We start from the raw sequence: 23,639 nt of genomic DNA, 5'->3' as shown, positions 1-23,639 counted from the left end.
AGCATTATAAAATTGTGAAAAAATGAAAACTTTCGCTCCTTTTTTTCAGGTATTGGGGATCAGTATCACATTGTGTACGCAAGCGGTTTTTGCAGATGAGGATATCTCAACACAAGAGGCTGATAGCTTAATTAAAGATGACATTGCCGCAACGCAAGTTTTACAGGAAATCTGCCCAGCTTTCGTCGGAACAAATAAAAAACTTGAGTCAAATGCTCAAAAAATTATTGCAATGTATCTAAGTGGTTATTCAAATAAATCAATGACCTTAAATACTCTACAAAACGATGCTGAATTTAAAACTCTACTAAATGAAGCACGTCTTGCGGCAAAACAAATGGACCATCATGAACAACATGAGCTCTGCGAAGAGATCGTCAATTATAAAGACTAAACCTTCCTCTTTTTAGATAGAGAGATTTATTCATTTTTGGTTTTCTGCTTGGTATTAAGCAGAAAACCAACATAACAATACATTTTTTCCATTTTTTTAAAATCTAAATTGGTTAAGCTAACCGCATATTTAAAAATTTTATTTTGAGTTATCGATGTTTATGAAGAAAAGCTTAGTTCAATCGCTCTCTTTGGTTTTACTTATGAGCATGGCAACAGTTGGTTTCGCTGCTGATAAGAAGAAAACAACTGAAAAGAAAACCGAAAATGAAAATGTTGTTGAAGTGACTCCACAACAAGGCACAACTCCTGAAGAATTAGCTGCAATTCAAGTGCTTTCTGAAATTTGCCCAAGTTTGATTGGTAAAAAAGATACCGACTTCGCTCAAGGCTATGAACGCTTAGTGAAAGACTATCTACCAAATGAAGCTGATGCCGTTTCTGCATTAGAAAAACGTAGCAAAGACAAAGGTTTCAAAAAATACTTAAAAGAAGCGCGTAAAGATGCAAAAGCTGCGGGTGATGAGCAAAATACATTAGTTTGCCAAGACGTGAAAGCATATCAATCGCAAAACTAAATTAGTAAAAAACTCTTGAGTTACAATACTGTTTGAAAAAGCCGACTTCCCCCGTAGAAGTCGGCTTTGCTTTATCCTAAAATGCTAGGCTCTTCTGCTTCATACAAGATATTGGAATTACCTAGAATGACTCGAAAAAGCGCTATTGCTGCACTACTCCTCTTACCAAGTTTTTCTTATGCAGCAACTGTCTTATCAGCTCCGCCAGAATTAAATAATAAGTCTTATGTATTAATGGATTATGAGACAGGACAAATTCTCGCTTCTAAAAATGAAAACGAAAAGCTTGCACCTGCTTCTATGACAAAAATGATGACCAGTTACATCATTGAACAAAAATTATTAAAAGGTGAACTGACTGAAAATGAGCAGGTTCGTATGAACGAGTCTGCATGGTGTAAAGGAAGTAGTTCTGAATCATGTATGTATGTCCCTTTAAACGGTACAGCGACTGTTCTAGAAATGCTCCGCGGTATTATTATTCAGTCAGGTAATGATGCATCGAAAGCAATGGCTGAACATATTGCCGGAAATGAAGGCACGTTTGCTCATATGATGAATCAGGAAGCAAAACGTATCGGCATGGTAAACACTCAGTTTATTAACTCAACCGGTATGCCTGCTGAAGGTCACTATTCAACTGCAAAAGATATGGCTGTCTTAGCGCAACATATTATTAAAGACAGTTCAAAATACTATCCGATTTACTCTGAAAAAGAATTTACTTTTAATGGTATTAAACAAGGTAACCGTAATGCCTTGCTTTACACAGACCCAAGTGTAGATGGTTTAAAAACAGGCCATACAGATGAAGCGGGCTACTGCTTAACTACGTCAAGTAAACGTGGTCCAATGCGTTTAATTTCAGTGATTTTTGGTACGCCAAGCATGTCTGAACGTGCAGATCAAACGCGTACCTTACTGGCTTGGGGCTTTGCTAACTTTGAAACTGCAAATGTTCAACCAGCAAATCAAGTTCTTGCAAAAGCAAAAGTTTGGTTTGGTAAAGAAGATGAAGTTCAAGTTGGTTTAGCTGAAAACTTTAGTGTGACTATGCCTAAAGGTAAAGCTGATGGCATTAAAACTCAGTTAGTGGTTCAACCTAACTTAAATGCACCACTTCAAAAAGGTCAGGTTGTGGGCAAACTTGTTGCTAGCCTAGATGGCAAAGTAATTGCTGAAAAACCTTTAGTTGCATTAAAGCCAGTTGAAGAAGCAAGCTTCTTTGCTCGTTTAATCGACCATATCAAACAATTCTTCAGCAACTTATTCTAATTTTTGAATAGGTGAATTAAGCACTCATGCTATTTAGCCTGAGTGCTTTTTTATTTTATAATTCGACTAAATTTTATTTTGATACTCATCATGGCAAAGAACATTCGTCCTTATCTTGAACACCACCCTCAAGTAGATGCAACCTGTTATATCGATGACATGGCTGTTGTGGTTGGTGACGTTAGCTTAGCTGAAAATGTCTCTGTCTGGCCTTTTGCAGTCATCCGTGGTGACGTAAATAGTATTCAAATTGGTAAAAACAGTAACGTCCAAGACCATTGTATGTTGCACGTTAGCCATAAAAATGATGCAAAACCGAATGGTTCACCTCTAATTATTGGTGAAGATGTAACCGTTGGCCACCATGTGACGTTGCATGGCTGTACTATCGGTAACCGTGTTTTAGTCGGAATTAACACCGTTATTCTAGATGACGTGATTATTGAAGATGATGTAATGATTGGGGCAGGCAGTTTAGTGCCACCACGCAAAGTCTTAAAAAGTGGTTATCTCTATGTAGGAAGCCCTGTACAACAAGTGCGCCCACTGATTGAAAAAGAACTCGCATTTCTTCCTTATTCAGCAAGACATTATGTAAGAGTGCAAAATAATCATAAAGCTGCACAGGCAAATCAAGATTAATTATCTATCTTGATGGTAAGTAGTAAAAGTTCTGTTTTTTAAACGATATGGTTTTGTAGTATTGCTCATATCGTTTAGCAGATCACCGTAGCCAAAAACCCCTAAATTTCGTATTATACGTCTTTTAAATCATGGTGCTTTTTTATGGCCGCATGGACTCCTCATGTCACTGTTGCTACAGTCGTAGAAAAAGACGGACGCTATCTTTTTGTAGAAGAGCATAGCGAAGGTTTTGTACACACAGTATTTAACCAACCTGCAGGTCATGTGGAATGTGGTGAGTCATTAACAGAAGCTGCTATTCGTGAAACCCTAGAAGAAACAGGTCATCATGTTGAAATTGATGCCTTGCTTGGTATTTATACTTATACCCCACCCATGTTTCCCGATCGCACATATTACCGCTTCTGTTTTCTAGCGCATGTGACTCAAGTTGAAAGTAATCCTCAACTTGATACAGATATTGTCGCTGCTGTGTGGATGACACCAGATGAACTCAAAGAATCTGCCCGTGCCCGTAGTCCTCTTGTGCTAAAAGCAGTTGAAGATGCCATGAAAGGCCACCATTATCCTCTATCGCTTATTTATGAGCACCCCTTCTCTCCCTCATTAACTTCTCATTTGGATGCCTAGTCCTATGCAACAACGTGTCATCGTCGGTATGTCTGGTGGTGTAGACTCTTCTGTTTCTGCAGCACTTTTACTTCAACAGGGTTATCAAGTTGAAGGTCTTTTCATGAAGAACTGGGAGGAAGACGACGGCACGGAATACTGTACAGCAATGGAAGACCTAGCCGATGCTCAAGCAGTAGCTGATAAAATCGGTATTAAGCTTCATACAGCAAACTTTGCTATGGAATATTGGGATCGAGTGTTTGAACTTTTCCTAGCTGAATATGCGGCTGGACGTACACCAAACCCCGATATTTTATGTAATAAAGAAATTAAGTTCCGTGCATTTTTAGATCATGCCATGACTTTAGGTGCAGACTTTATCGCAACTGGTCATTATGCACGTCGTGGTGAAACTGCATATAACTCTAAAGGCGAAGCATATGCACCATTATTACGTGGTGTAGATAACAATAAAGACCAAACCTATTTCTTGCACGCTGTTCATGGTAGAGAAATTAATAAAACTTTATTCCCTGTAGGCGAAATCGAAAAACCTGAAGTTCGCCGAATTGCTGAAGAACTTGATCTTGCTACAGCCAAGAAAAAGGATTCAACAGGAATCTGTTTTATTGGGGAACGTCGTTTTAATGACTTCCTTAAACAATATTTGCCCGCTCAACCAGGGAAAATTGTACTTGATACAGGTAAAGAAGTTGGTGAACATCACGGTCTGATGTACTATACGCTCGGTCAGCGTGGTGGAATTGGTCTAGGTGGTTTGAAAGGTGCAGCTGAGGGTGCATGGTTCGTACTACATAAAGATCTTGATAATAATCGCCTCGTTGTTGGTCAGGGACATGAACACCCACTCATGCAAAGCACACAGCTTTGGAGTGAGTCGATTGACTGGGTAGCTGGCGAGCAAAATATTCCTGTTGAAGGATTACGCTGCACAGCAAAAACACGCTACCGTCAACCTGATCAGGCATGTACAATTTTTATTGATGAAAACACTGAACATGGTGTGCGCGTAGAGTTTGATGAACCTCAACGTGCTGTTACACCGGGTCAAAGCGTTGTATTTTATTCAGATGAAGTTTGCTTAGGCGGGGGTGTCATTCACCATACAAATGCCCCTACACCAAATTTTATTTAAGGGAATGAATGGCATGGTGGAGTTACCATTTCAACAATCACAAGCCTTGAATGTTCGACAAAACCGTGCCCTTGCCTTGGCTGGGGTATTTCAGGCCACCCAGCTTACTCATATGACAGCGATGACGGGTCAACAAAGTATTGGTGAAAGTGGTAACTTCTATTTTGAGCTGTTAATTAAAGCAAGTTTAAATATTCGACCTACAGCCAATAATGGTGTTCAAACCTTAGATTTTTTTAATCAGTTGGCTGATATTTCTTTAGGCCTTAAAACACTCGAAAATTGTATTACTCAACCTTTTTCAAACATGCCTAAATCTCGACTTCCAAAAATGGGCACAGCCAAACTTCCAATGTCCTACGCGATGTCGCTTTTACAGCTAGAGAAAAAGGTTTATAGCAATCCTGAATATGTCGCAATCATTGAGAAAGCTCAGCAGAAAATTTTAAAACAGCTTTCTTTTTTTGATAATAACTATTTACACCCAAGCATTTTAGCCAATTTGGCACAAACTTATGTTGATACTGCCGGGCAGATTAATCCACGCATTTTAGTTCGTGGTAATGCAGAAGCATTTAAAGATACCAACCATACTAACCGCATCCGCGCTTGTCTGTTTACTGGCTTGCAAATGGCCCATTTATGGCGACAACTCGGCGGTAGTTCATGGAACATGATTTTTAGCAAACGTAAATTGCTACAGGATATTCAAGCACTTGCTCGTTTACAGTACCAAGTCATTTAAGACTATAAACGAGATTTTTTTAGTTTTATGTTTATTCCAACATTAAGGAATCGTTATGAACGCTTTAACCGCTCTATCACCATTAGATGGACGTTATGCCAGCAAATGTGATGCGCTACGCCCTTTTCTTTCTGAGTTTGGTTTAATCCATGCTCGTGTCACTGTAGAAGTGCGTTGGTTACAAGCACTTTCTAACCATCCAGAAATTGTTGAAGTTGCTCCTTTCTCAAACGAAACAAACGCAGCTTTAGATGCAATTGTTAGCAACTTCTCTGAAGAAGATGCTAACCGCATTAAAGAAATTGAACGTACAACTAACCATGATGTAAAAGCAGTTGAGTATTTCTTAAAAGAGAAGATTGCGGGTATTACTGAATTACAAAATGCGGGCGAGTTCATTCACTTCGCATGTACTTCAGAAGACATCAACAACTTGTCTCACGCGCTTATGCTTAAAAACGGTCGTGAAGTTTTAGTATCAAGCATGAAGCAAATCCTAAATGCGATCTCTGCTTTGGCAACCACTCACGCAGAACAACCAATGTTGTCTCGTACACACGGTCAAACTGCTAGCCCAACTACTTTGGGTAAAGAGATGGCAAACGTGGCATACCGTTTAGCTCGTCAAATCAAACAATTTGAAAATGTTGAGCTACTTGGCAAAATCAATGGTGCTGTAGGTAACTACAACGCGCACTTATCTGCTTATCCAGATGTTGACTGGGCTGCACATGCTCAAGCTTTTGTTGAATCTTTAGGTTTAACATTCAACCCTTACACGACACAAATCGAACCACATGACTACATGGCAGAGTTGTTTGATGCGTTACGTCGTTTCAATACGATTTTGATCGACTTTAACCGTGACGTATGGGGCTACATCTCTCTAGGTTACTTCAAACAAAAATTGAAAGAAGGCGAAGTTGGTTCATCAACAATGCCACACAAAGTTAACCCAATTGATTTTGAAAACTCTGAAGGTAACTTAGGTATTGCAAATGCAGTATTAGCTCACTTAGGCGAAAAATTACCAATTTCTCGCTGGCAGCGTGACTTAACTGACTCAACTGTATTACGTAATATGGGTGTCGGTTTTGCGCAAAGCTTAATTGCTTTCGATGCGTGCTTAAAAGGTGTTGGTAAACTTGAGTTAAATGCAAACCGTTTAAATGAAGATTTAGACCAAGCTCAAGAAGTTTTAGCTGAACCAATTCAAACTGTAATGCGTCGCTACAACATTGAAAAACCATATGAGAAGTTAAAAGCATTAACTCGTGGTCAAGCAATGACGCGTGACATGATGGTTAATTTCGTAAATGGTGACGAACTTTCTCAAGTACCAAGCGAAGAACGCGCACGTTTAGCTGAGCTTACGCCTGCAACTTACACAGGTAATGCAGCTGAACAAGCGAAACAAATTAACGATTTAATTAGCAAAATCTAATTAAAAAGTTTACAAAAAGCGGAGCTTAGGCTTCGCTTTTTTATTACACTGATATAAATCACAATAAAGTCTTCATAAAATGATCGAAAAACAATTCAAACTAAAACACTATATTGCTCTTGGCCTGCTCTTGATTGCAATTGTCATCTCAGGTATTCAGCCTCTCGAATTTGAAGCTTATTTACTTCATCAAGCTGGCACTGTTTTCATGTTGATTTTGCTCTTTGTTATTTTAAAAAAAATTGGGCTCGACTTTTTAAGTTTTACTTTTTATTTGCTGTTTTTGCTCATCCATATTATCGGTGCGCACTATTTGTATTCATACGTTCCGTACAATGATTGGATACAGCAGGTATTCCATTTCAACTTAGATCAATATATGGGTTGGTCCCGTAATATGTATGATCGTTTAGTTCATCTTGCTTATGGCGTTTTGCTCTACCCTCTTATTTATCGTGTTTTTCAAGTATGGTTACCCTCAGCAAAACGATTTAGTCTATTTTTACTAGTGGTTCAATTCGTAATGGCTTCAAGTGTTTTATATGAACTTATTGAATGGGCAATTGCAATTGGATTATCACCTGAAGAAGCCGAAAATTATAATGGGCAACAAGGTGACATGTGGGATGCACATAAAGATATGCTATTAGCAACGATTGGGGCAATTATCTATGGACTTCCAGCACTGGTGCTCCCTTCTAAAACGAATAACTCATAAATAAAAAAGCGCTCAATGAGCGCTTTTTTTAAGACCAATTTAAACAACAGGATTCGTCTGTTCTAAAAGGTTTTGTAAAACAGAAGAAGTTGTATCAGGTAAAACATGCTCAAGATGAGCTGTCGTATTGCTAGCGTTGGTAGTTATATCACTTTGATCATTTATTTGCGTAGGCTTTAGTGCTGCTGAAGATAAAAGAGTTTCAATTGGGTCTGGTTCACTAGAGACAGAACTTTTTAACAAATCATCTATTGGTACAGATTTATGCTGCTGGCTATCTGCTTCATTCGTTGTGTTTTGGACTAACTTTAATGTATTTAGGCCAACGCTATCAGCAACAGATACAGTTTCTGCATGAGTGGTATCAACTGCTGTATCACTTAAGCTCGCAGTCTTTGGAGCAACCACATAAAACGTAAATGGCGAGCTCACCTCACTTGTAAGCCCTGCAGCATCTGTCTGAGTTAAAGTAATGGTATGTTTACCAATTGCTAAGTCTTTATCGAGCGTAAAGCTCCATGATCGACTACTACTCACATTTACAACTCCAATAGCAACACCATTATCATAAATGGTTAAAGTTGCATTTGCCTCACCTGAACCTGTGAGCTTGGGTCTTGCATCGTCAGTTTCTGAACCAGCAGTAATCGCACCTTTTAGAGCACCAACATCATCATCCACACTATTTAAAACAGGTTTTGCAGGTGGTGTTGTGTCCTTAGTACCAATAATATCAAGCACCTCAGATTTATTTCCTGCACTATCAATAGCCGAAACTGAAGCATGTTTGTTATCAGTTAAAGCAGGCGAAATCGTAATTGTAAATTTGCCGTTTGCATCTGCCGTTCCCGTACCAATGACCTTACCTGTTGTATCTTTAATTTCAACTTTTGCATTTGCTTCGGTTGTACCTGTTACCGTTGTTCCATCAGTATTAATTTGAGCAACGGGTTTATCAGGCGCAATAGAATCATAACTTGGAGAAATTTCTAAGGGCTTTGACGTATTACCTGCTGCATCTTCAACAACAACGGTTGCCTTTTGTGATTCTTTTAATGCCGGGGAAAGCGTAATCTGAAATTCGCCTTGAGCGTTTGCGGTACCAGTTCCAATCACTTTACCATCAGCATCTTTTATCTGAACTTTTGCATTAGGCTCAGTTTGTCCTTCAACTGTGGTGCCTTCTTTATTGACTTCAACTAAAGGAACATCTGGAGCGAAAGTATCCTTTCCTACAATGATTTTAGTTGGCTCAGATTTATTGCCAGCGGCATCTTCTGCAATAACTTTTCCACCTGCTTCACTCGTCAATGGAGGAGTAAGCTTTAAAGAAAAAATACCATCTTTATTTGCAGTTACAGTACCTAATACCTTATCACTAGCGTCATAAACAGTAATTTTTGCATTTGCTTCAGCTTTACCAGTTAACAATGAACCATCTTCGCTTAACTGGGCTTGTGGGGCATCGGGAGCAATTGTGTCTTTACTACCAGTCACAGTACCTGCTTTAGACATATTGCCAGCAGCATCCTCAGCAAAAACATTTAATTTATTTCCATTTGCTAAAGGTTTATCGAGTTTAATTGTAAAATTACCGCTTGCATCTGCGACACCTGTTGCGACTGTATTTCCAGCAGCATCTTTAAGATAAATTTTTGCATTAGCTTCTGCTTTACCATTAACCGTAACAGTATCATCGGCAACGTTAGCCGTCGGTGCAGCAGGCGGTAAGATATCTACAGGTCCTGAAGAGTCATCTTTATCATCGTTATCAAAGGCCCAAAGGTATAAACCTTCAGCGGCTAAAACTGCCAAGCCTGCTTTTAGGACATTGCCCATCGAAAAAGTTGGGGACTCATCGACTGCCATTGATGCAGCAGGTTGGCTCGTACTGGTATAGGCTAAATCTGTGACATGGTTTATACCTGTATAGTCAATCACCTTACCTTGAGCATCAAATTGTGCTTCGACAAATTTTCCATGTTCAGTCGGAAAAACAAGTGAATGATCTGTCGTATTATTTGCTTCATTAAAGAAGTTTTCTAAAACAAGCGTTTCACCATTTTTCAAATGGATTACTAAGTTTCCACCTTGTTTAACCATTGATGCAATATCTTGTTGACTCACACCAATCTGGATAATTGCAGGTTGGTTTAAAACCACTTTACTGAGCTGACCATCTTGCAGAACGTCCAAACCCTCTTTGGATGCTACAATTATTCTTGTCATTATTTCCTGTCCTAAATTTCAGTTATATTTTTAAATGTCTAACTTTTTAAATGTTTCATCTAAAAGCTATTTTATTGCTGCTTAAAATATCAAAACCATGTGTTTATCACAATTCAAAAAGTATATTTATCAATATTTATTTTTTACTTTCTATTAAAAATCCAAATATATTTAACCAGACAACTTTGAATATTAACTTTATAAAAAAACCAGCATTTAAGCTGGCCTTTTATAAAATTAGAACTAGATAAACTTATAGTTTTGGATCACGTACCTGCACAAGCGTCGTGTTCGCTTTTGCAAGGCTCTCCATTATTTTACTCATTACAGCAGGAATCAAACCATCTGCCATTTGTGCCGCTTGCAAACCTAGCTTCTCACCCAAGGTCGCTTTCTTACGTGTATTAATGACGTATACATCATGTTGAGGCAATAGACCCAGTAGATATTCATCAGATGTTTGTAATTTATCAACAAGGTTTAGATCTAACGCATCTTCACCATACCAATGTTCACCTGTAGCCACCTTATCGACATTCAGCTGTGGGCGATACTTTTCTACAAAGTGTTTAAATAAAACGTGTGTTTGTTGGAGTTCTTCTTCGAACTTCGCTTTACCTTCTGGGGTATTTTCGCCAAACATGGTGACTGTGCGCTTATACTGCCCTGCTGTGTAAAGCTCAAAATCCACATTATGCTCTTTCAAAAGACGATTAAAGTTTGGAACTTGAGCTACCACTCCAATCGAACCCACAATTGCAAATGGTGCAGTAATAATTTCATTTGCAATACATGCCATCATATAGCCGCCACTTGCTGCTACTTTGTCTACGCAAATCGTTAAATGAAAACCTGCATCGCGTAAGCGTACCAATTGAGCTGCTGCCAGACCATAACCATGGACCATACCACCTGGACTTTCGAGACGAACAACAACACGGTCACGCCCTGCTTTAGCAGTTGCTAAAATAAGAGTAATTTCTTCACGTAAGTTCTCAACTGCCGATGCTTGAATATCGCCTTTGAAATCTAAAACAAAAATTTTCTGATTATTTTTACGGCGAATTTTAGCTTCTTTAGCAAGTTGTTGAGCTAATTGTAAAAGTTCTAAACGGCTTGCCGTAGTTTGTGCAATTTTTTTTCTCTGTTCATTGACACGTGCATTTAAATGGCTGACACGTATTTCCGCAGGGAGTTTAGGCAAATGGAATAACATAAAATTCTAAGCTCATAAGTTTATCTTTATAGCCTTAAGATGTGGTCCTTTTGATTAAAATTCAATAGCGATTTTGCAAAATAGAGTCATTTTCATTTATAAAATAAAAAAAAGAGCACTTGGCTCTTTTTCTTTTATTGATGATTAATCAACCGAAGCGTCCAGTAATATATGCTTCCGTTAACTGATGATCGGGTTGAGTAAAGACTTTTTCAGTTGAGTTGACTTCAATCAAATCACCTAAATGGAAATAAGCAGTACGATCAGAAACACGTGCAGCTTGCTGCATTGAGTGAGTCACAATTACGATCGTATATTGATTCGACAATTCAGAAATCAATTCCTCTACTTTTGCTGTCGCAATTGGATCGAGTGCAGAACACGGTTCATCCATTAAAATCACTTCAGGACTAACGGCAATGGTACGTGCAATACATAAACGCTGTTGCTGACCACCTGATAAACCTGTGCCTGGTTGGTTCAAACGGTCTTTAACCTCATCCCACAAACCAGCTTTACGTAAGCTATTTTCAACGATTTCTTCTAGATCGTACTTATCACGTGCTAAACCATGAAGTTTTGGGCCATAAGCCACGTTGTCAAAAATAGATTTAGGGAATGGATTTGGCTTTTGGAATACCATACCCACCTGAGCACGTAATAATACAACATCTAGGTTTGGGTCATAAATATTGTGATTATCGAGGGTAATTTTACCTGTTACACGGCAACCATCAATGGTGTCATTCATACGGTTTAAAGTACGAAGAAACGTTGATTTACCACAACCTGACGGACCAATAAACGCGATTACTTCGTTTTGGTAAATGTCTAGATCAATACCTTTAATGGCTTCAAAATCACCATAATAAACATGGGCATCTTGTGCACTAATCTTGATTTCGGTTGAGTTCTGCTTTTTTGAAGTTTGTGGTTCAAAATGCGAAACATACGAAGTGCCATGATTCAGCGGTTTGTCTGTAAATTGCGATTGTTCAGTATTCACTAACTTATCCTTTTCTAAGGAATTCGTAATATCAATAGTATTCATGATTTATCCTCTATTACCAACGCACTTCGAACTTTTTACGTAACCAAATTGCAAGACTGTTTAAACCAATCATTAATGCAAGTAGTACGATAATCGCAGCGGCAGTACGGCCTTCGAAGAAGTTACGCAACTCATTACCTTGCCATAAGTAAACTTGGACAGGTAAAGCAGTTGCTTGATCAAATGGTGTTGTTGGAATACTTGCAACGAATGCACTCATCCCGATTAAAAGTAAAGGTGCGGTTTCACCAAGTGCATGGGCAACCCCAATAATTGCCCCTGTCATAATGCCTGGTAATGCCAACGGTAAAACATGATGGAAAATAGTTTGGAACTTAGAAGCTCCTAAACCAAGTGCAGCTTGTCGAATAGAAGGTGGTACTGCTTTTAATGAGGCACGGGTTGTAATAATGACTGTCGGTAATGTCATTAAGCTTAAAACCAATCCACCTACCAGCGGAGCTGATAGAGGTAAGTGCATCCAGCCAATGAAGATTGCAGCACCAAGTAAACCAAATACGATAGAAGGAACAGCAGCAAGGTTATTAATGTTGACTTCAATAATGTCGGTAAGAACATTTTTTGGAGCAAACTCTTCAAGATAGATTGCGCTAGCAACACCGATTGGAATCGCAATGATGATTACAATCAGCATCATGAACAATGAACCCATGAATGCACCTGCAAGACCACTGATTGCTGGTGAACTACGTGAGTCAGGGTTCTTAAATAAGTTCAAGTTAAATGTACTTTCAAGAACGCCTTTTGCTTTTAGATCATCTGCAAGCTTACGCACTTCTGGATCAAGTTGTTGCTGATCATCTGGCAATGAACGATCAATATTACCTTTTAACCAAACATCGACATTCGCATCGCCCAAGAAAGTAATATTTTCTTTTTTACCAATGAGTGATGGATCTGCAAAAACCATATCACGTAAGCGATAAGCTTCTGAGCTTGCATATAAGCTACTTAAGTAATCGCGTTGTGATGCAAGTGCAGGATCTTTAGCAATCATTCCATTTACAATGATGCCATCCCAATCCACCATCCCCATTTTAGTTTGCCAATCAACATAACGTTCTTGGTAATGAGCCGGTGTTTCACCTTGAGTACGTACAGGTACTGGCCCTGCATCAATGACTTTAGGATCAAAGTAAATTGGAACATTCATACTGGTCTGCCAAAAAGCTGGTAAACCTTTTGCCAAAATGCTACCGAACAAGAGAGCAACGAATGCAAGACCAATAATAACTGCCGAGAAACCCGCAAAACGAAAAGCTTTTTCTTTGCGATGGCGTTTAGCCAAAGATTTTTCAATCACCTGTTTACGTCGTTCACGCGTTTCAGCAGCAGCTTTCGGATCAAATACGTTCTGATCCATAGGAGACGATGTATTTGATGTACTCATTCGTATTGCTCACGGTATTTACGCACAATGTACAGTGCTACAATATTTAATCCTAAGGTAATCACAAATAGTGTTAGACCTAGCGCAAATGCAACCAATGCTTGTGGACTTGAGAAGTCTGTATCTCCAGTCAACTGCTTTACAATAGTTACGGTCACAGTCGAAACAGCTTCAAATGGATTTGCATGTAAAAGTGGACTGTTCCCTGCTGCTAAAACCACAATCATGGTTTCCCCAACAGCACGAGAGACTGCCAATAAGAAAGCACCTGTAATACCCGGCAAAGCTGCTGGTAATACGACTTGACGAATTGTTTCAGACTTAGTCGCACCAAGTCCCAAAGAACCATCACGCAGTGCACGTGGGACTTGAGTAATAATGTCATCAGATAAAGATGAAACGAATGGGATAATCATAATCCCCATCACAAAACCAGCAGTTAAAGCACTCGTCGCATTAATCTCTAAACCAATAGAAGCGCCTGCTGCTTTAAAGAATGGCCCAATAGTCATCATGGCAAATACACCATAAACAATTGTTGGAATACCAGCTAATACTTCAATTGTTGGTTTCGCCCATGAACGGAACCATGGTGAAGCATATTCAGCTAAATATATTGCAATCATTAATCCAACTGGTACAGCAACGAGTAGCGCTATACCACTGACCATGAGCGTACCCCATAGCAATGGTAATAAACCATAACTACCTTCAGCATTACCAGAAGTACTAAAGCCCGGATTCCACTCTGTACCAAAGAAAAAGTCTACTGGGCTAACAAAACGGAAGAAGTGCATTGCTTCGCCAAACATCGACATTACGATACCGATGGTGGTTAAAATCGCTACACCCGAACATAAAATCAAAGCAACGTTAATGGCACGTTCAACTTGGTTACGAGCACGGTATTGTTGATTGATTTTTTTCTTTGCCCACACTAAACCGAGTAAAGCTGCACAAACGACAACAGCAAATTTGGCAAAAGAGCCAATGGTTTGAAATTTTGCAAACTGTTGAGCAGCAGCTAATTCATAAGCAGCTGGTTTATCACTTACACCAAAACCTGAAGCGATTGATTGAACACGATCAATCAGTACACTTCTGCCTGCTTCATCAAGCGAAGCACTTACAGACGCTGGAATATTATTAAAAATAATATGATTTAAAATACTTGGTTCAACCAAGTTCCAAATGATCAAAATTAAAAAAGCAGGGATACCGCACCAAAGACCAACCAGTGCGCCATAATAACCAGGACGAGAATGTAATGTCGCCGAGTTGCTTCCCTTACCTGCTATGTTACGGCTCTTTCTCAGCCCAAGTTGATATGCGATGGCCACAAGGGCTAACAACACACCGATAAGTAGCAGATTCATGTACTCTCCACTGTTTTCTCAATTGTCATAATTTGGAAAAACAAGTTAGACAAAAAGGCTGATGAACCCTTAAGATCACCAGCCTTCATTCAAACTAACTTATTTAACAGTTTTACCTGCTTTAAAGTCAGCCAAAACTTTTGCACGTTCAGCATCAGACATCGCGATTAAACCATCACGCTCAGCTTTAGAACCTTTACCAGTCGCTTTTTTGCTCACGAAATATTCTACATATTGCGGTAAGCCTTTAACTGATTTTAAGTGTTCACCTTTCACGTAGAAGTACAATGGACGAGATACAGGGTATGTACCATTCAATACTGTCTTCTCAGATGGAACAACGTTGTTTACTGTTGCCACACGTAACTTGTCACGGTTCATGTCATAGAAACTTAAACCAAACACACCTACTGCGCTTGGAGAAGTCTTTAAGCGAGCCAATGTTTCTGTATAGTCGCCAGCGATTTCAATTACACGGCCATCTTTACGGAAAGTAGAACATGCTTTCTTCTGAGCATCTTTGTCTAAGCTCTTGAAGTATTCATATGCTTCACAACCAGCTTCAACCATTTTCTCTTGGAAAACTTCACGAGTACCATGGTTAGATGCAGGGATTACAAGAGTAATCGGCTCATTTGGAAGTGTTTTATCAATTTGGTTCCAGTTTGTATATGGGTTTGGAACCAATTTACCTTTTGAAGGTAACTGTGCAGCTAAAGCTGCGAACACATGGTAAGGTTTTAATTTATAAGCTGCTTTGTTTGAGTTAGACGCAAATACGATACCGTCATAACCAATTTTGATTTCTTGGATTTGTTTTACACCAGCTTTGTTACAAGCTTCAATTTCAGTGCTTTTAATTTTACGAGAAGCGTTTGCAACGTCGATTGTGTTATCGCCAACACCTTGACAGAATTGTTTCAAACCAGCAGAAGAACCGCCAGAACCCACTACAGGAGTTTTAAATTGAGGGAATGTATTACCAAACTCTTCAGCTACAACGCTGGCAAACGGTAATACAGTTGAAGAACCAGCAATTTGAATCGTATCACGAGCTGCATTTGCAGTCGTTGTTACAGCTGCCCCAGTTACTGCTAACGCAATTGCGATTTGACGTGGATTTAAGCGCATTCTGTTCTCTCTCATTAATGCAATAGGTTGTACGTCACTTTTTGTTGAGTGCTTGTACGCTCTTCGATAGCTGCATTGTGAATAGAAAATATGACAATTAAGTTACAGTATGATGACGCTTTAATGATTTTTATAATGTCGATTGTCATATTATTATTTTTATTTATTATCAGTTATTTAATTCAAACTTCTCGCCTATTTTACAGAAGGTCATCGTGTTTATTATGACAATGATTAAAAATATAAAATTTAGTTATTTATAAATTATAAAAATCAAATTTATTATAAATATATTAAAATCCACTAATTTACGATGTTATTAATTTTATGATTTAAATATTTTCTATTGTTATAAATATGAATAAAAATTTCTAAAAATAATTATTTTCTTTGTAACATTAAAATAATATGACAAAAGATAAAGGGTTACCGACTTTAAGTCAGGTAACCGCAATATCATTGTCAATTTAGACGATCAATTCGATTGTACTTCTGGCATCGCTACCATTTTTTTGCGATATTTTAAGAAATACATTACCGCTAAAACAGCAAGCCAGATTGGCCCTAAAATAACAGCCAACCTCATATCTGGTGTAAACGCCATAATAATAAGAATAAAGCATACAAAGCTAATGGTTAAATAGTTACTCCATGGACTAAGAATACTTTGAAATTTAGTTTGACGTTTTTGCAATTTCATCGCTTTAGTAAATTTCAAATGTGTGACTGAAATCATAAGCCAGTTAATGACAAGTGCTGCGACAACCAACATCATAAAGAGCTGAAAAGCTTGACCAGGAATCAGATAATTCACAACGACACATATTGCTGTAATAGATGCAGAAACAACTGCTGCCGGAACTGGAATACCGCGGCTGTTTACTTTTTTCAAAATTGCCGGAGCATTACCCTGCTCTGCCAAACCATGCAACATACGGCTATTACAATAGATACAACTGTTATAAACCGAAATAGCAGCAATCAAGACCACAAAGTTTAGAACGTTCGCAACACCATTACTGTTTAATGACTGGAAAATCATGACAAATGGACTACCGCCTTCTGCCACCATATTCCATGGATAAAGACATAAAAGAATACCAATCGCACCGATATAAAAAATCAGGATGCGGTAAACAATCTGATTTACTGCTTTTGGAATAGTGGTTTCAGGTTTTTTCGTTTCCGCTGCAGCAATACCAATTAACTCCAAACCACCAAATGCAAACATAATGACAGCCAGAGCCATGACAAAACCGTGAATCCCATGCGGGAAGAAACCACCGTGTTGCCATAAATTTGCAATACCTGCTTGCGGACCTGCTGAACCTGAAAATAATAGATAAGCACCAAAGCCAATCATGCTTAAAATCGCAACAATTTTAATGCAGGAAAATAAGAACTCGGATTCCCCAAAAAAGCGGACATTTACCAAGTTAATGCCGTTAATTAAAATAAAGAAAAATAAAGCAGTCAGCCATGTCGGAATTTCAGGCCACCAAAACTGTATAAAAGTCCCAATCGCACTCAGTTCAGCCATGCTCACCAGCACGTACAAAACCCAGTAGTTCCAGCCAGACATAAAGCCAGCCATTTTGCCCCAGTATTTGTTCGCAAAATAACTAAAAGAACCGCTTACCGGTTCTTCAACAACCATTTCACCTAAATGACGCATAATCAAAAAGGCAATCACGCCTGCAATTGCATATCCTAATAAGATTGAAGGACCAGCCAGTTTAATTGTTTGAGAAAGACCTAAGAATAAACCTGTTCCAATCGCCCCTCCGAGTGCGATGAGTTGAATATGCCGATTGGATAAGCCTTGTTTTAACTCGTGCTTATTGTTTGCATCCATAACATTATCTCCAATGTTGGTGTCACTTCCTGTACACCTTTATTCAGCACCATATCCGAAGATCAGAAACCGACCTTCGGACATAAATAGCTTTAATATGAGTCCATTTAATTTTTGAGAAGACGTGTCCTGTCCACTATTTAAAAAGAGATTGCATCCTTACATTTAATCGGTTGGGAACGCTCCTTTAAAATTTCGTAGCCACGATCACCGTAGTCAAAACGCGCAATCACAGAAGCAAATTTTTTCAAACTTACTGGTGCATCCATTGCTGGTAGTTTTAATTCAATAAAAGTTAACTGATCATTTAAATGAACATTGTCTAAAACACATCTAAGCTGTCCGGCAGTTTCAACCACATAAGTTGTATGGTCTTTTTTACCGTTAAATACCGCAGGAATTTCGGTGTATTTCCAATTTTGCACGTCGTTATAGGCTGCGTTTTCGCCCATAATTAAGCGCTCAATGGTATAACCGCCATTGTTCAGCAAGAAAATGATTGGCTTTAAACCGTGACGGATAATCGTAGAGAGTTCTTGTACCGTAAGTTGGAATGAACCATCACCAATAAATAAAATTTGACGACGTTCAGGCGCGGCCAGCAAACTACCAAGTAAAGCCGGTAAGGTGTAACCAATAGAACCCCAAAGTGGCTGAGCAATATATTTAGCTGTAGCTGGAAGCTTTATTCCTGACAAAGCTGAGTTTGATGTTCCGACTTCACCAATAATTACATCATCTTCTTTTAAGAAACCTGAAATGTAGTTCCAAAGCACATCTTGGCTAAGCTTTTGTTGAGCTGGAGCTTCCATCACTTTCGGCGGTTGTTTTTCAAGAAGAGGTGTTGTCGATTTACGTGGTGCAACTTTTTTATTTAGCTCAACGAGTAACTGACCAATCTCAATACCCGGAAAATCCTGCCCAAAAATATTTAGGCCATAAGATTTAATTTCGATGTAGTTCTTGGTTTCAATTTGATGAGTAAATACAGCTGAGCCTACATCGGTAAAGCGCGCGCCAACACCAATTAAACAGTCAGATTGTTCAATGATATTTTTTACATGCGGTTGGCTTGCTCCACCCACATAAGTTCCGATGTAACGAGGTGAGCCTTCATCCATAATATTTTTTGCAGTATTCATCCCTGCAAATGGAATTGAGCATTTTTGAGATAAATCATTTAAAAGTGATGTCACACCAAAAACCGAAGCTTCATTATCAATAAGAAGCGCTGGACTTTGAGCATTCTCAATAATGTTACAGAGTTTGCTTACCACACTTTGCAATAATTCAGGTTCAACAGCTGGATAGCTTAGGTCGAGTGGACGCTCAGATACTTCAATCTTAACATGAGTAATATCGCCTGGTAGTTGAATGTGTACAGGACGGCGTTCAAGGAAACACTGACGTAATACACGGTCAATTTCAAAAGCTGCATTTGCAGGAGTTAAACGTGTTTGGGCAACTGTGAACTCTTTCATACAGTTCATAATATTGTCATAGTTACCATCGACAAGCGTATGATGTATTAAAGTGCCCTTTTGAACTGCATGTAATGGTGGAATACCAGAAATATGAATAAGAGGTACATTTTCTGCATAGGCACCTGCGATGCCATTAATCGCACTTAAATCACCTACACCATAAGTGGTTGCCAAGGCAGAAAAACCGTTAATTCGTGCATAGCCGTCTGCTGCATAAGCAGCATTTAATTCATTACAATTTCCAATAAATTCGAGTTGTGGGTCTGCTTCAACTTGTTCTAGATATGAAAGGTTAAAATCACCAGGTACTCCAAAAAGATGTTGGATACCCATTTGTTTTAGACGAAGATTTAAAAATTCACCAATTTCTATGAACATTGCTCTATATCCTTTGAGACCAATTTTTATTCCATAGAAAAATAATATTTCATCTATCTTTTAGATTTCGTGCATAATGAAAACGCATTTTAATAAAAATACATGATTTGTGTATCATAAAAGGATTTTATGCAATGGATAAGTTTGACTGGCAAATCATTCAGGCACTACAAAAGAATGGACGGCTCACCAATCAGGAAATTGGAGATTTAATCGGATTATCAGCTTCCCAATGTTCAAGACGACGACAGTTACTTGAGCAAAAAGGCATAATTTTAGGTTACTCCGCACGTATTCAGCAGCAGGCATTAGGGCTGGAAGTTACAGCGATGATTCATATTAATTTAAGGACACACGAAGCAAAATCACAGCAGGCTTTTCAGGAACTGATCGAAGCTGAAGATAACATTCAAGATGCATTTTCAATTAGTGGTGATGCAGATTTTATTTTAAAAGTCGTTGCTGAAAACTTAGAACAGCTCTCTCAATTTGTGACTGAAAGATTACTTTCTTATAATTTTATTGGTCATATAAAGTCTTACATTGTTCTGAAAAAAATCAAAGAACAGAATCATTTTTTAATCAAGCCTAAAAGCATGAGCTATCATCACTCCCAATAAAATAGCTCAGCTTTTCACTCATAAAAGTGAAAATAAAAAGGCGGATACTAGATCCGCCTTAAAGTTAATATTTAGACTTTACTAATATGAACTGTTTGCCCGATCGTATTTTCAAGTAAACCTTCTAAACCAAATTCAGCACCTAAGCCTGACATTTTCCAGCCACCAAAAGGTGCATGAGGCAGGACTTCTGCATGGGTATTAATCCAAACAGTACCGCATTGAAGCTGACTAGCGTAAGTCTGTGCTGCTTTAATATCGGACGACCAGATTGAACCGCCTAAACCAAATTCACTGTCATTGGCACGGGCAATTGCATCGTTAATATCTGTATATTTTAAAACAGGTAACACAGGACCAAACTGTTCTTCTTGCACCACACGGCAAGAGTCAGAAACTTCAGTCAAAATAGTAGGAGCAATAAAGTAGCCTTGCTCTGGTAAGTGCTGTTGACCAGAAAGTGCTTTTGCACCTTGTTCAATGGCTTCAGCAATAAGGGCTTTCACCTTCTTATATTGCATTTGATTTTGCACAGGACCAAATGTTGTAGAAGATTCCATTCCGTCACCCACGACTTGAGCGTTGGCAATATCAGCTAACTTTTGAGATAAAGCTTCATATTGGCTTTCATGCACATATAAACGCTTTAATGCTGCGCATGTTTGGCCTGCATTTAAGAACGCCATATTAAAAATCTTAGCTGCAATTTCATCTATATTTGCATCTGGTAATACAATACCAGCGTCATTACCACCAAGCTCTAAAGTTAGCTGTTTTAACTGTTGAGCTGCACCAGCCATGATGTGCTGACCTGTTCGAGTTGACCCCGTAAACACAACTTTTTGTACATCTGGATGAGAAGATAATGCTTCACCAATCTCACCAGCACCGACCACAATTGAGATCACGCCTGCTGGAACTTCTTGTTGAATAATTTCACATAAACGCAAAGTTGAGAGTGGCGTGTATTCAGAAGGTTTGCTAATGACCACGTTACCTGCACGCAATGCAGGCATGATATGCCAAACCGCAATCATCAGTGGCCAGTTCCAAGGAGTAATTGAAGCTACTACTCCTAATGGTTGGCGATGGCGTTCAATGCGCTTGGTTTCACTGTCTTCGATCACTTCAACAGGTAAATCCATAGCAGCCGCGTAACGCGTCCAACCAATTGCGCCCTGCACCTCCATTTGTGCAAGTGCGAGTGGCTTACCTTGCTCAAGTACAACCAACTCTGCAAGCATTTCAGCGTGCTTTTCAATACCATCTGCAATCTTATTTAAGATTGACTTACGCTCTTCGTGTGAAACTTGTTGCCAAGCTTTAGATGCTTGTTTAGCAGCGCTAACCGCCTGATTTACTTGCTCAACCGATGCTTTTGCACAGCGTGCGGCAGTTAAACCTGTAGCTGGGTTAATAATTTCTAGTTCACCCTGTTCACCTGAACAAGATTGACCGTTAATAATTAATTTAAATTCATTAAGCACATTAACTTGTTGCATTTCTTCTTCCTTGTCTTAATTGTAATTACAGCCTCTTACCTTATGACCATTTGAGCAGCGTCTTTTAAAGAGTAAGTGCAGTATTGATATATCGATGTGACCAAACATTGGGGACATACCAATACAATAAGAAATTTGCTTCCCATAAATCATGCATAATTATTTTTGTTTTTTGAAAATATGCATGGTTTGTGCATATCAGTCTATTTCGATGCACATTTTAAATAAAAATAATATGTAATAAAAAAGCCCGGCAATAAACCGGGCTTTTTTGGTATCAACTCAATTAGTCGATTGGTGGTACATAATTACCAGAAGCAATCGCATCTTTAATGCGGTCAGCTTCAGCCAATACTTGACTTAAAAGGTTTTTAACATTTTCGAATGTCACAACAGGGCTTAATGTGGTCATTTTCAATGACTGTACATTACCAACTTTTGTTACACCGATATTTGCTTCACCACGTGCAAACAACTCGTCCGCTACGTTTTGGTTCAAGCTATCGATAAACTCAACTGGGTAGCCTTGTGGCACAACACGGAACAATACCGAAGCAAATTGTGGTTCAACTAAGAGTTCTAAACCATCAGTTGCCTTGATGTAATCTGCAACTTCACGAGTAAGTTTTACACCATGGTCGATCATTGAACCGTAAAGGTCTTCACCAAGTGATTCAATTGTCATCCACAATTTCAATGCATCAAAACGACGAGTCGTTTGTAATGACTTAGAAACAAGGTTTGGTACACCATGCTCTTCATCATAAGCAGAGTTCAAGTATTCAGCTTCGTAGTGCATAAAGCGATAATTCGCTTCATCTTTCAGCAAGAACGCACCACAGCTAATGCTTTGGAAATAATGCTTATGGAAGTCAAGGGTGATCGAGTCAGATAACTCAATACCATCAAGCATTGCACGGTAGTCATTTGAAAGAATTAATGCACCGCCCCATGCCGCATCGATGTGCATCCATGAACCATATTTATTGGTAATTTCACGGATTTTCTTCAATGGGTCAATTGCACCAGCATCGGTTGTACCTGCTGTCGCAACGACACAAGCAACAACTTTGCCTTCAGACTGAAGATACGCCATCGTTTTTTCGAGAGCATCTACATCCATCTGTGCATTTTCATTCACAGGAACAGTTACAACTGACTGGAAGCCCATACCCATCATTGCCATGTTCTTTTGCACAGAGAAATGCGCATTTTCAGAACAAATGACTTTGACGTTTTTCATTGCATCGGCAGGAATACCATCACGCTGTACAGACCATGGATTACCATTTTCGTCTTTCCAGTTTTTCGAGATACACCAGTCACGAGCAAGCAACACACCCATCAAGTTAGATTGAGTACCGCCAGAAGTGAAAACACCAGCCTGACCAGAACCATAACCTACTTTTTGACGCAACCAATCAATGAGCTGAACTTCCATTAATGAGCCTGCAGGGCTTTGATCCCATGAGTCCATAGACTGGTTAGTTGCATTGATTAACACTTCCGCGATCTGGCTCATCACCATGGTTGGGCAGTGTAAATGTGCTAATGAATGTGGGTGATGTACTTTCAAGCTTTTATTCAAGAAAAGCTCAATCATACGTTGAAGAGATTCTTGTACACCCATCCCTTCTTTTGAAGGTTGGAAAGAAATTGCTGAACGCAATTCTTTAATGCTACCGCCAGTGTACATCTTTTCATTTTGCAACCATGCTGAAACGGCTTTTACCGCTTCGCCCATTGCTGACTCATAGTCAGCAATGGATTGTGCATCATTGCAGAGTAACGCTTTACGATGTTCTGCAAAATCCACCATA

General features: G+C 38.9%; 20 protein-coding genes. 10 read left to right on the top strand and 10 right to left on the bottom strand.

Annotated elements, in window-relative coordinates; translation table 11 throughout:
• Nucleotides 1–22 precede the first annotated feature (22 nt).
• The 9 genes from POD11_RS06275 (at nucleotide 23) to POD11_RS06235 (ending at nucleotide 7,566) form a co-directional block, all read left to right on the top strand.
• Nucleotides 23–394, top strand: coding sequence for an MCR_0457 family protein (locus POD11_RS06275; protein ID WP_061875674.1), 372 nt, complete (start codon nucleotides 23–25; stop codon nucleotides 392–394).
• A 154-nt stretch (nucleotides 395–548) separates the two neighbouring features.
• Nucleotides 549–971, top strand: coding sequence for an MCR_0457 family protein (locus POD11_RS06270; protein ID WP_224991446.1), 423 nt, complete (start codon nucleotides 549–551; stop codon nucleotides 969–971).
• Between the two features lie 126 nt (nucleotides 972–1,097).
• On the top strand, nucleotides 1,098–2,246 hold the full coding sequence (gene dacC / locus POD11_RS06265; protein ID WP_016140365.1) for a D-alanyl-D-alanine carboxypeptidase PBP5/6: 1,149 nt from the start codon (nucleotides 1,098–1,100) through the stop codon (nucleotides 2,244–2,246).
• Nucleotides 2,247–2,336: 90 nt separating this feature from the next.
• The gene (locus POD11_RS06260) at nucleotides 2,337–2,888 is read left to right on the top strand and encodes a gamma carbonic anhydrase family protein (RefSeq protein ID WP_262456713.1); all 552 of its coding nucleotides are present in this window, start codon (nucleotides 2,337–2,339) and stop codon (nucleotides 2,886–2,888) included.
• Nucleotides 2,889–3,032: 144 nt separating this feature from the next.
• The gene (locus tag POD11_RS06255; protein WP_016140363.1) at nucleotides 3,033–3,521 is read left to right on the top strand and encodes an NUDIX hydrolase; all 489 of its coding nucleotides are present in this window, start codon (nucleotides 3,033–3,035) and stop codon (nucleotides 3,519–3,521) included.
• 4 nt (nucleotides 3,522–3,525) lie between these two features.
• The gene (gene mnmA, locus POD11_RS06250) at nucleotides 3,526–4,659 is read left to right on the top strand and encodes a tRNA 2-thiouridine(34) synthase MnmA (RefSeq protein WP_005067972.1); all 1,134 of its coding nucleotides are present in this window, start codon (nucleotides 3,526–3,528) and stop codon (nucleotides 4,657–4,659) included.
• Nucleotides 4,660–4,672: 13 nt separating this feature from the next.
• On the top strand, nucleotides 4,673–5,404 hold the full coding sequence (gene hflD, locus POD11_RS06245; RefSeq protein WP_016140362.1) for a high frequency lysogenization protein HflD: 732 nt from the start codon (nucleotides 4,673–4,675) through the stop codon (nucleotides 5,402–5,404).
• 55 nt (nucleotides 5,405–5,459) lie between these two features.
• The gene (purB, locus tag POD11_RS06240; RefSeq protein ID WP_262456712.1) at nucleotides 5,460–6,848 is read left to right on the top strand and encodes an adenylosuccinate lyase; all 1,389 of its coding nucleotides are present in this window, start codon (nucleotides 5,460–5,462) and stop codon (nucleotides 6,846–6,848) included.
• Between the two features lie 79 nt (nucleotides 6,849–6,927).
• Complete coding sequence (locus POD11_RS06235) at nucleotides 6,928–7,566, top strand: DUF2238 domain-containing protein (protein WP_239969222.1); 639 nt, start codon at nucleotides 6,928–6,930, stop codon at nucleotides 7,564–7,566.
• 39 nt (nucleotides 7,567–7,605) lie between these two features.
• On the opposite strand, the gene blp2 is transcribed toward POD11_RS06235, so the two are convergent.
• From blp2 to POD11_RS06195, 8 genes are all read right to left on the bottom strand, one after another.
• On the bottom strand, nucleotides 7,606–9,795 hold the full coding sequence (blp2, locus tag POD11_RS06230; protein ID WP_239969220.1) for an Ig-like repeat protein Blp2: 2,190 nt from the start codon (nucleotides 9,793–9,795) through the stop codon (nucleotides 7,606–7,608).
• A gap of 253 nt (nucleotides 9,796–10,048) precedes the next feature.
• On the bottom strand, nucleotides 10,049–11,011 hold the full coding sequence (sohB, locus tag POD11_RS06225) for a protease SohB (protein WP_262456711.1): 963 nt from the start codon (nucleotides 11,009–11,011) through the stop codon (nucleotides 10,049–10,051).
• Between the two features lie 148 nt (nucleotides 11,012–11,159).
• Entirely contained in the window at nucleotides 11,160–12,062 is a 903-nt protein-coding gene (pstB, locus tag POD11_RS06220; protein WP_016140357.1) for a phosphate ABC transporter ATP-binding protein PstB, read from the bottom strand.
• Nucleotides 12,063–12,075: 13 nt separating this feature from the next.
• Nucleotides 12,076–13,473 carry a phosphate ABC transporter permease PstA gene (gene pstA / locus POD11_RS06215; protein ID WP_016140356.1) on the bottom strand — a complete coding sequence of 466 codons (1,398 nt, stop codon included), beginning with the start codon at nucleotides 13,471–13,473 and terminating at the stop codon, nucleotides 12,076–12,078.
• Nucleotides 13,470–14,849, bottom strand: a complete 1,380-nt coding sequence (gene pstC / locus POD11_RS06210; protein WP_262456710.1) for a phosphate ABC transporter permease subunit PstC — start codon at nucleotides 14,847–14,849, stop codon at nucleotides 13,470–13,472. Before pstC ends, pstA begins: the two co-directional genes overlap by 4 nt.
• Before the next feature lie 99 nt (nucleotides 14,850–14,948).
• Nucleotides 14,949–15,980 carry a substrate-binding domain-containing protein gene (locus tag POD11_RS06205; protein WP_057074368.1) on the bottom strand — a complete coding sequence of 344 codons (1,032 nt, stop codon included), beginning with the start codon at nucleotides 15,978–15,980 and terminating at the stop codon, nucleotides 14,949–14,951.
• 475 nt (nucleotides 15,981–16,455) lie between these two features.
• Entirely contained in the window at nucleotides 16,456–17,835 is a 1,380-nt protein-coding gene (locus tag POD11_RS06200; protein WP_016140353.1) for an amino acid permease, read from the bottom strand.
• Between the two features lie 140 nt (nucleotides 17,836–17,975).
• On the bottom strand, nucleotides 17,976–19,697 hold the full coding sequence (locus POD11_RS06195; protein WP_262456709.1) for an alpha-keto acid decarboxylase family protein: 1,722 nt from the start codon (nucleotides 19,695–19,697) through the stop codon (nucleotides 17,976–17,978).
• A gap of 134 nt (nucleotides 19,698–19,831) precedes the next feature.
• Between POD11_RS06195 and POD11_RS06190 the strand changes: the two genes are divergently transcribed.
• Nucleotides 19,832–20,317: an Lrp/AsnC family transcriptional regulator gene (locus tag POD11_RS06190; protein ID WP_016140351.1), complete on the top strand. Its 486-nt coding sequence runs from the start codon at nucleotides 19,832–19,834 to the stop codon at nucleotides 20,315–20,317.
• 71 nt (nucleotides 20,318–20,388) lie between these two features.
• On the opposite strand, the gene POD11_RS06185 is transcribed toward POD11_RS06190, so the two are convergent.
• Entirely contained in the window at nucleotides 20,389–21,819 is a 1,431-nt protein-coding gene (locus POD11_RS06185; RefSeq protein WP_262456708.1) for an aldehyde dehydrogenase family protein, read from the bottom strand.
• 286 nt (nucleotides 21,820–22,105) lie between these two features.
• Complete coding sequence (locus POD11_RS06180) at nucleotides 22,106–23,638, bottom strand: pyridoxal phosphate-dependent decarboxylase family protein (protein ID WP_262456707.1); 1,533 nt, start codon at nucleotides 23,636–23,638, stop codon at nucleotides 22,106–22,108.
• Between the last annotated feature and the right edge of the window lies 1 nt (nucleotide 23,639).

Source organism: Acinetobacter sp. P1(2023) (assembly GCF_028367635.1).
Classification (GTDB): Bacteria; Pseudomonadota; Gammaproteobacteria; order Pseudomonadales; family Moraxellaceae; genus Acinetobacter; species Acinetobacter pittii_E.
This window is presented reverse-complemented; position numbering and strand designations above follow the sequence as displayed.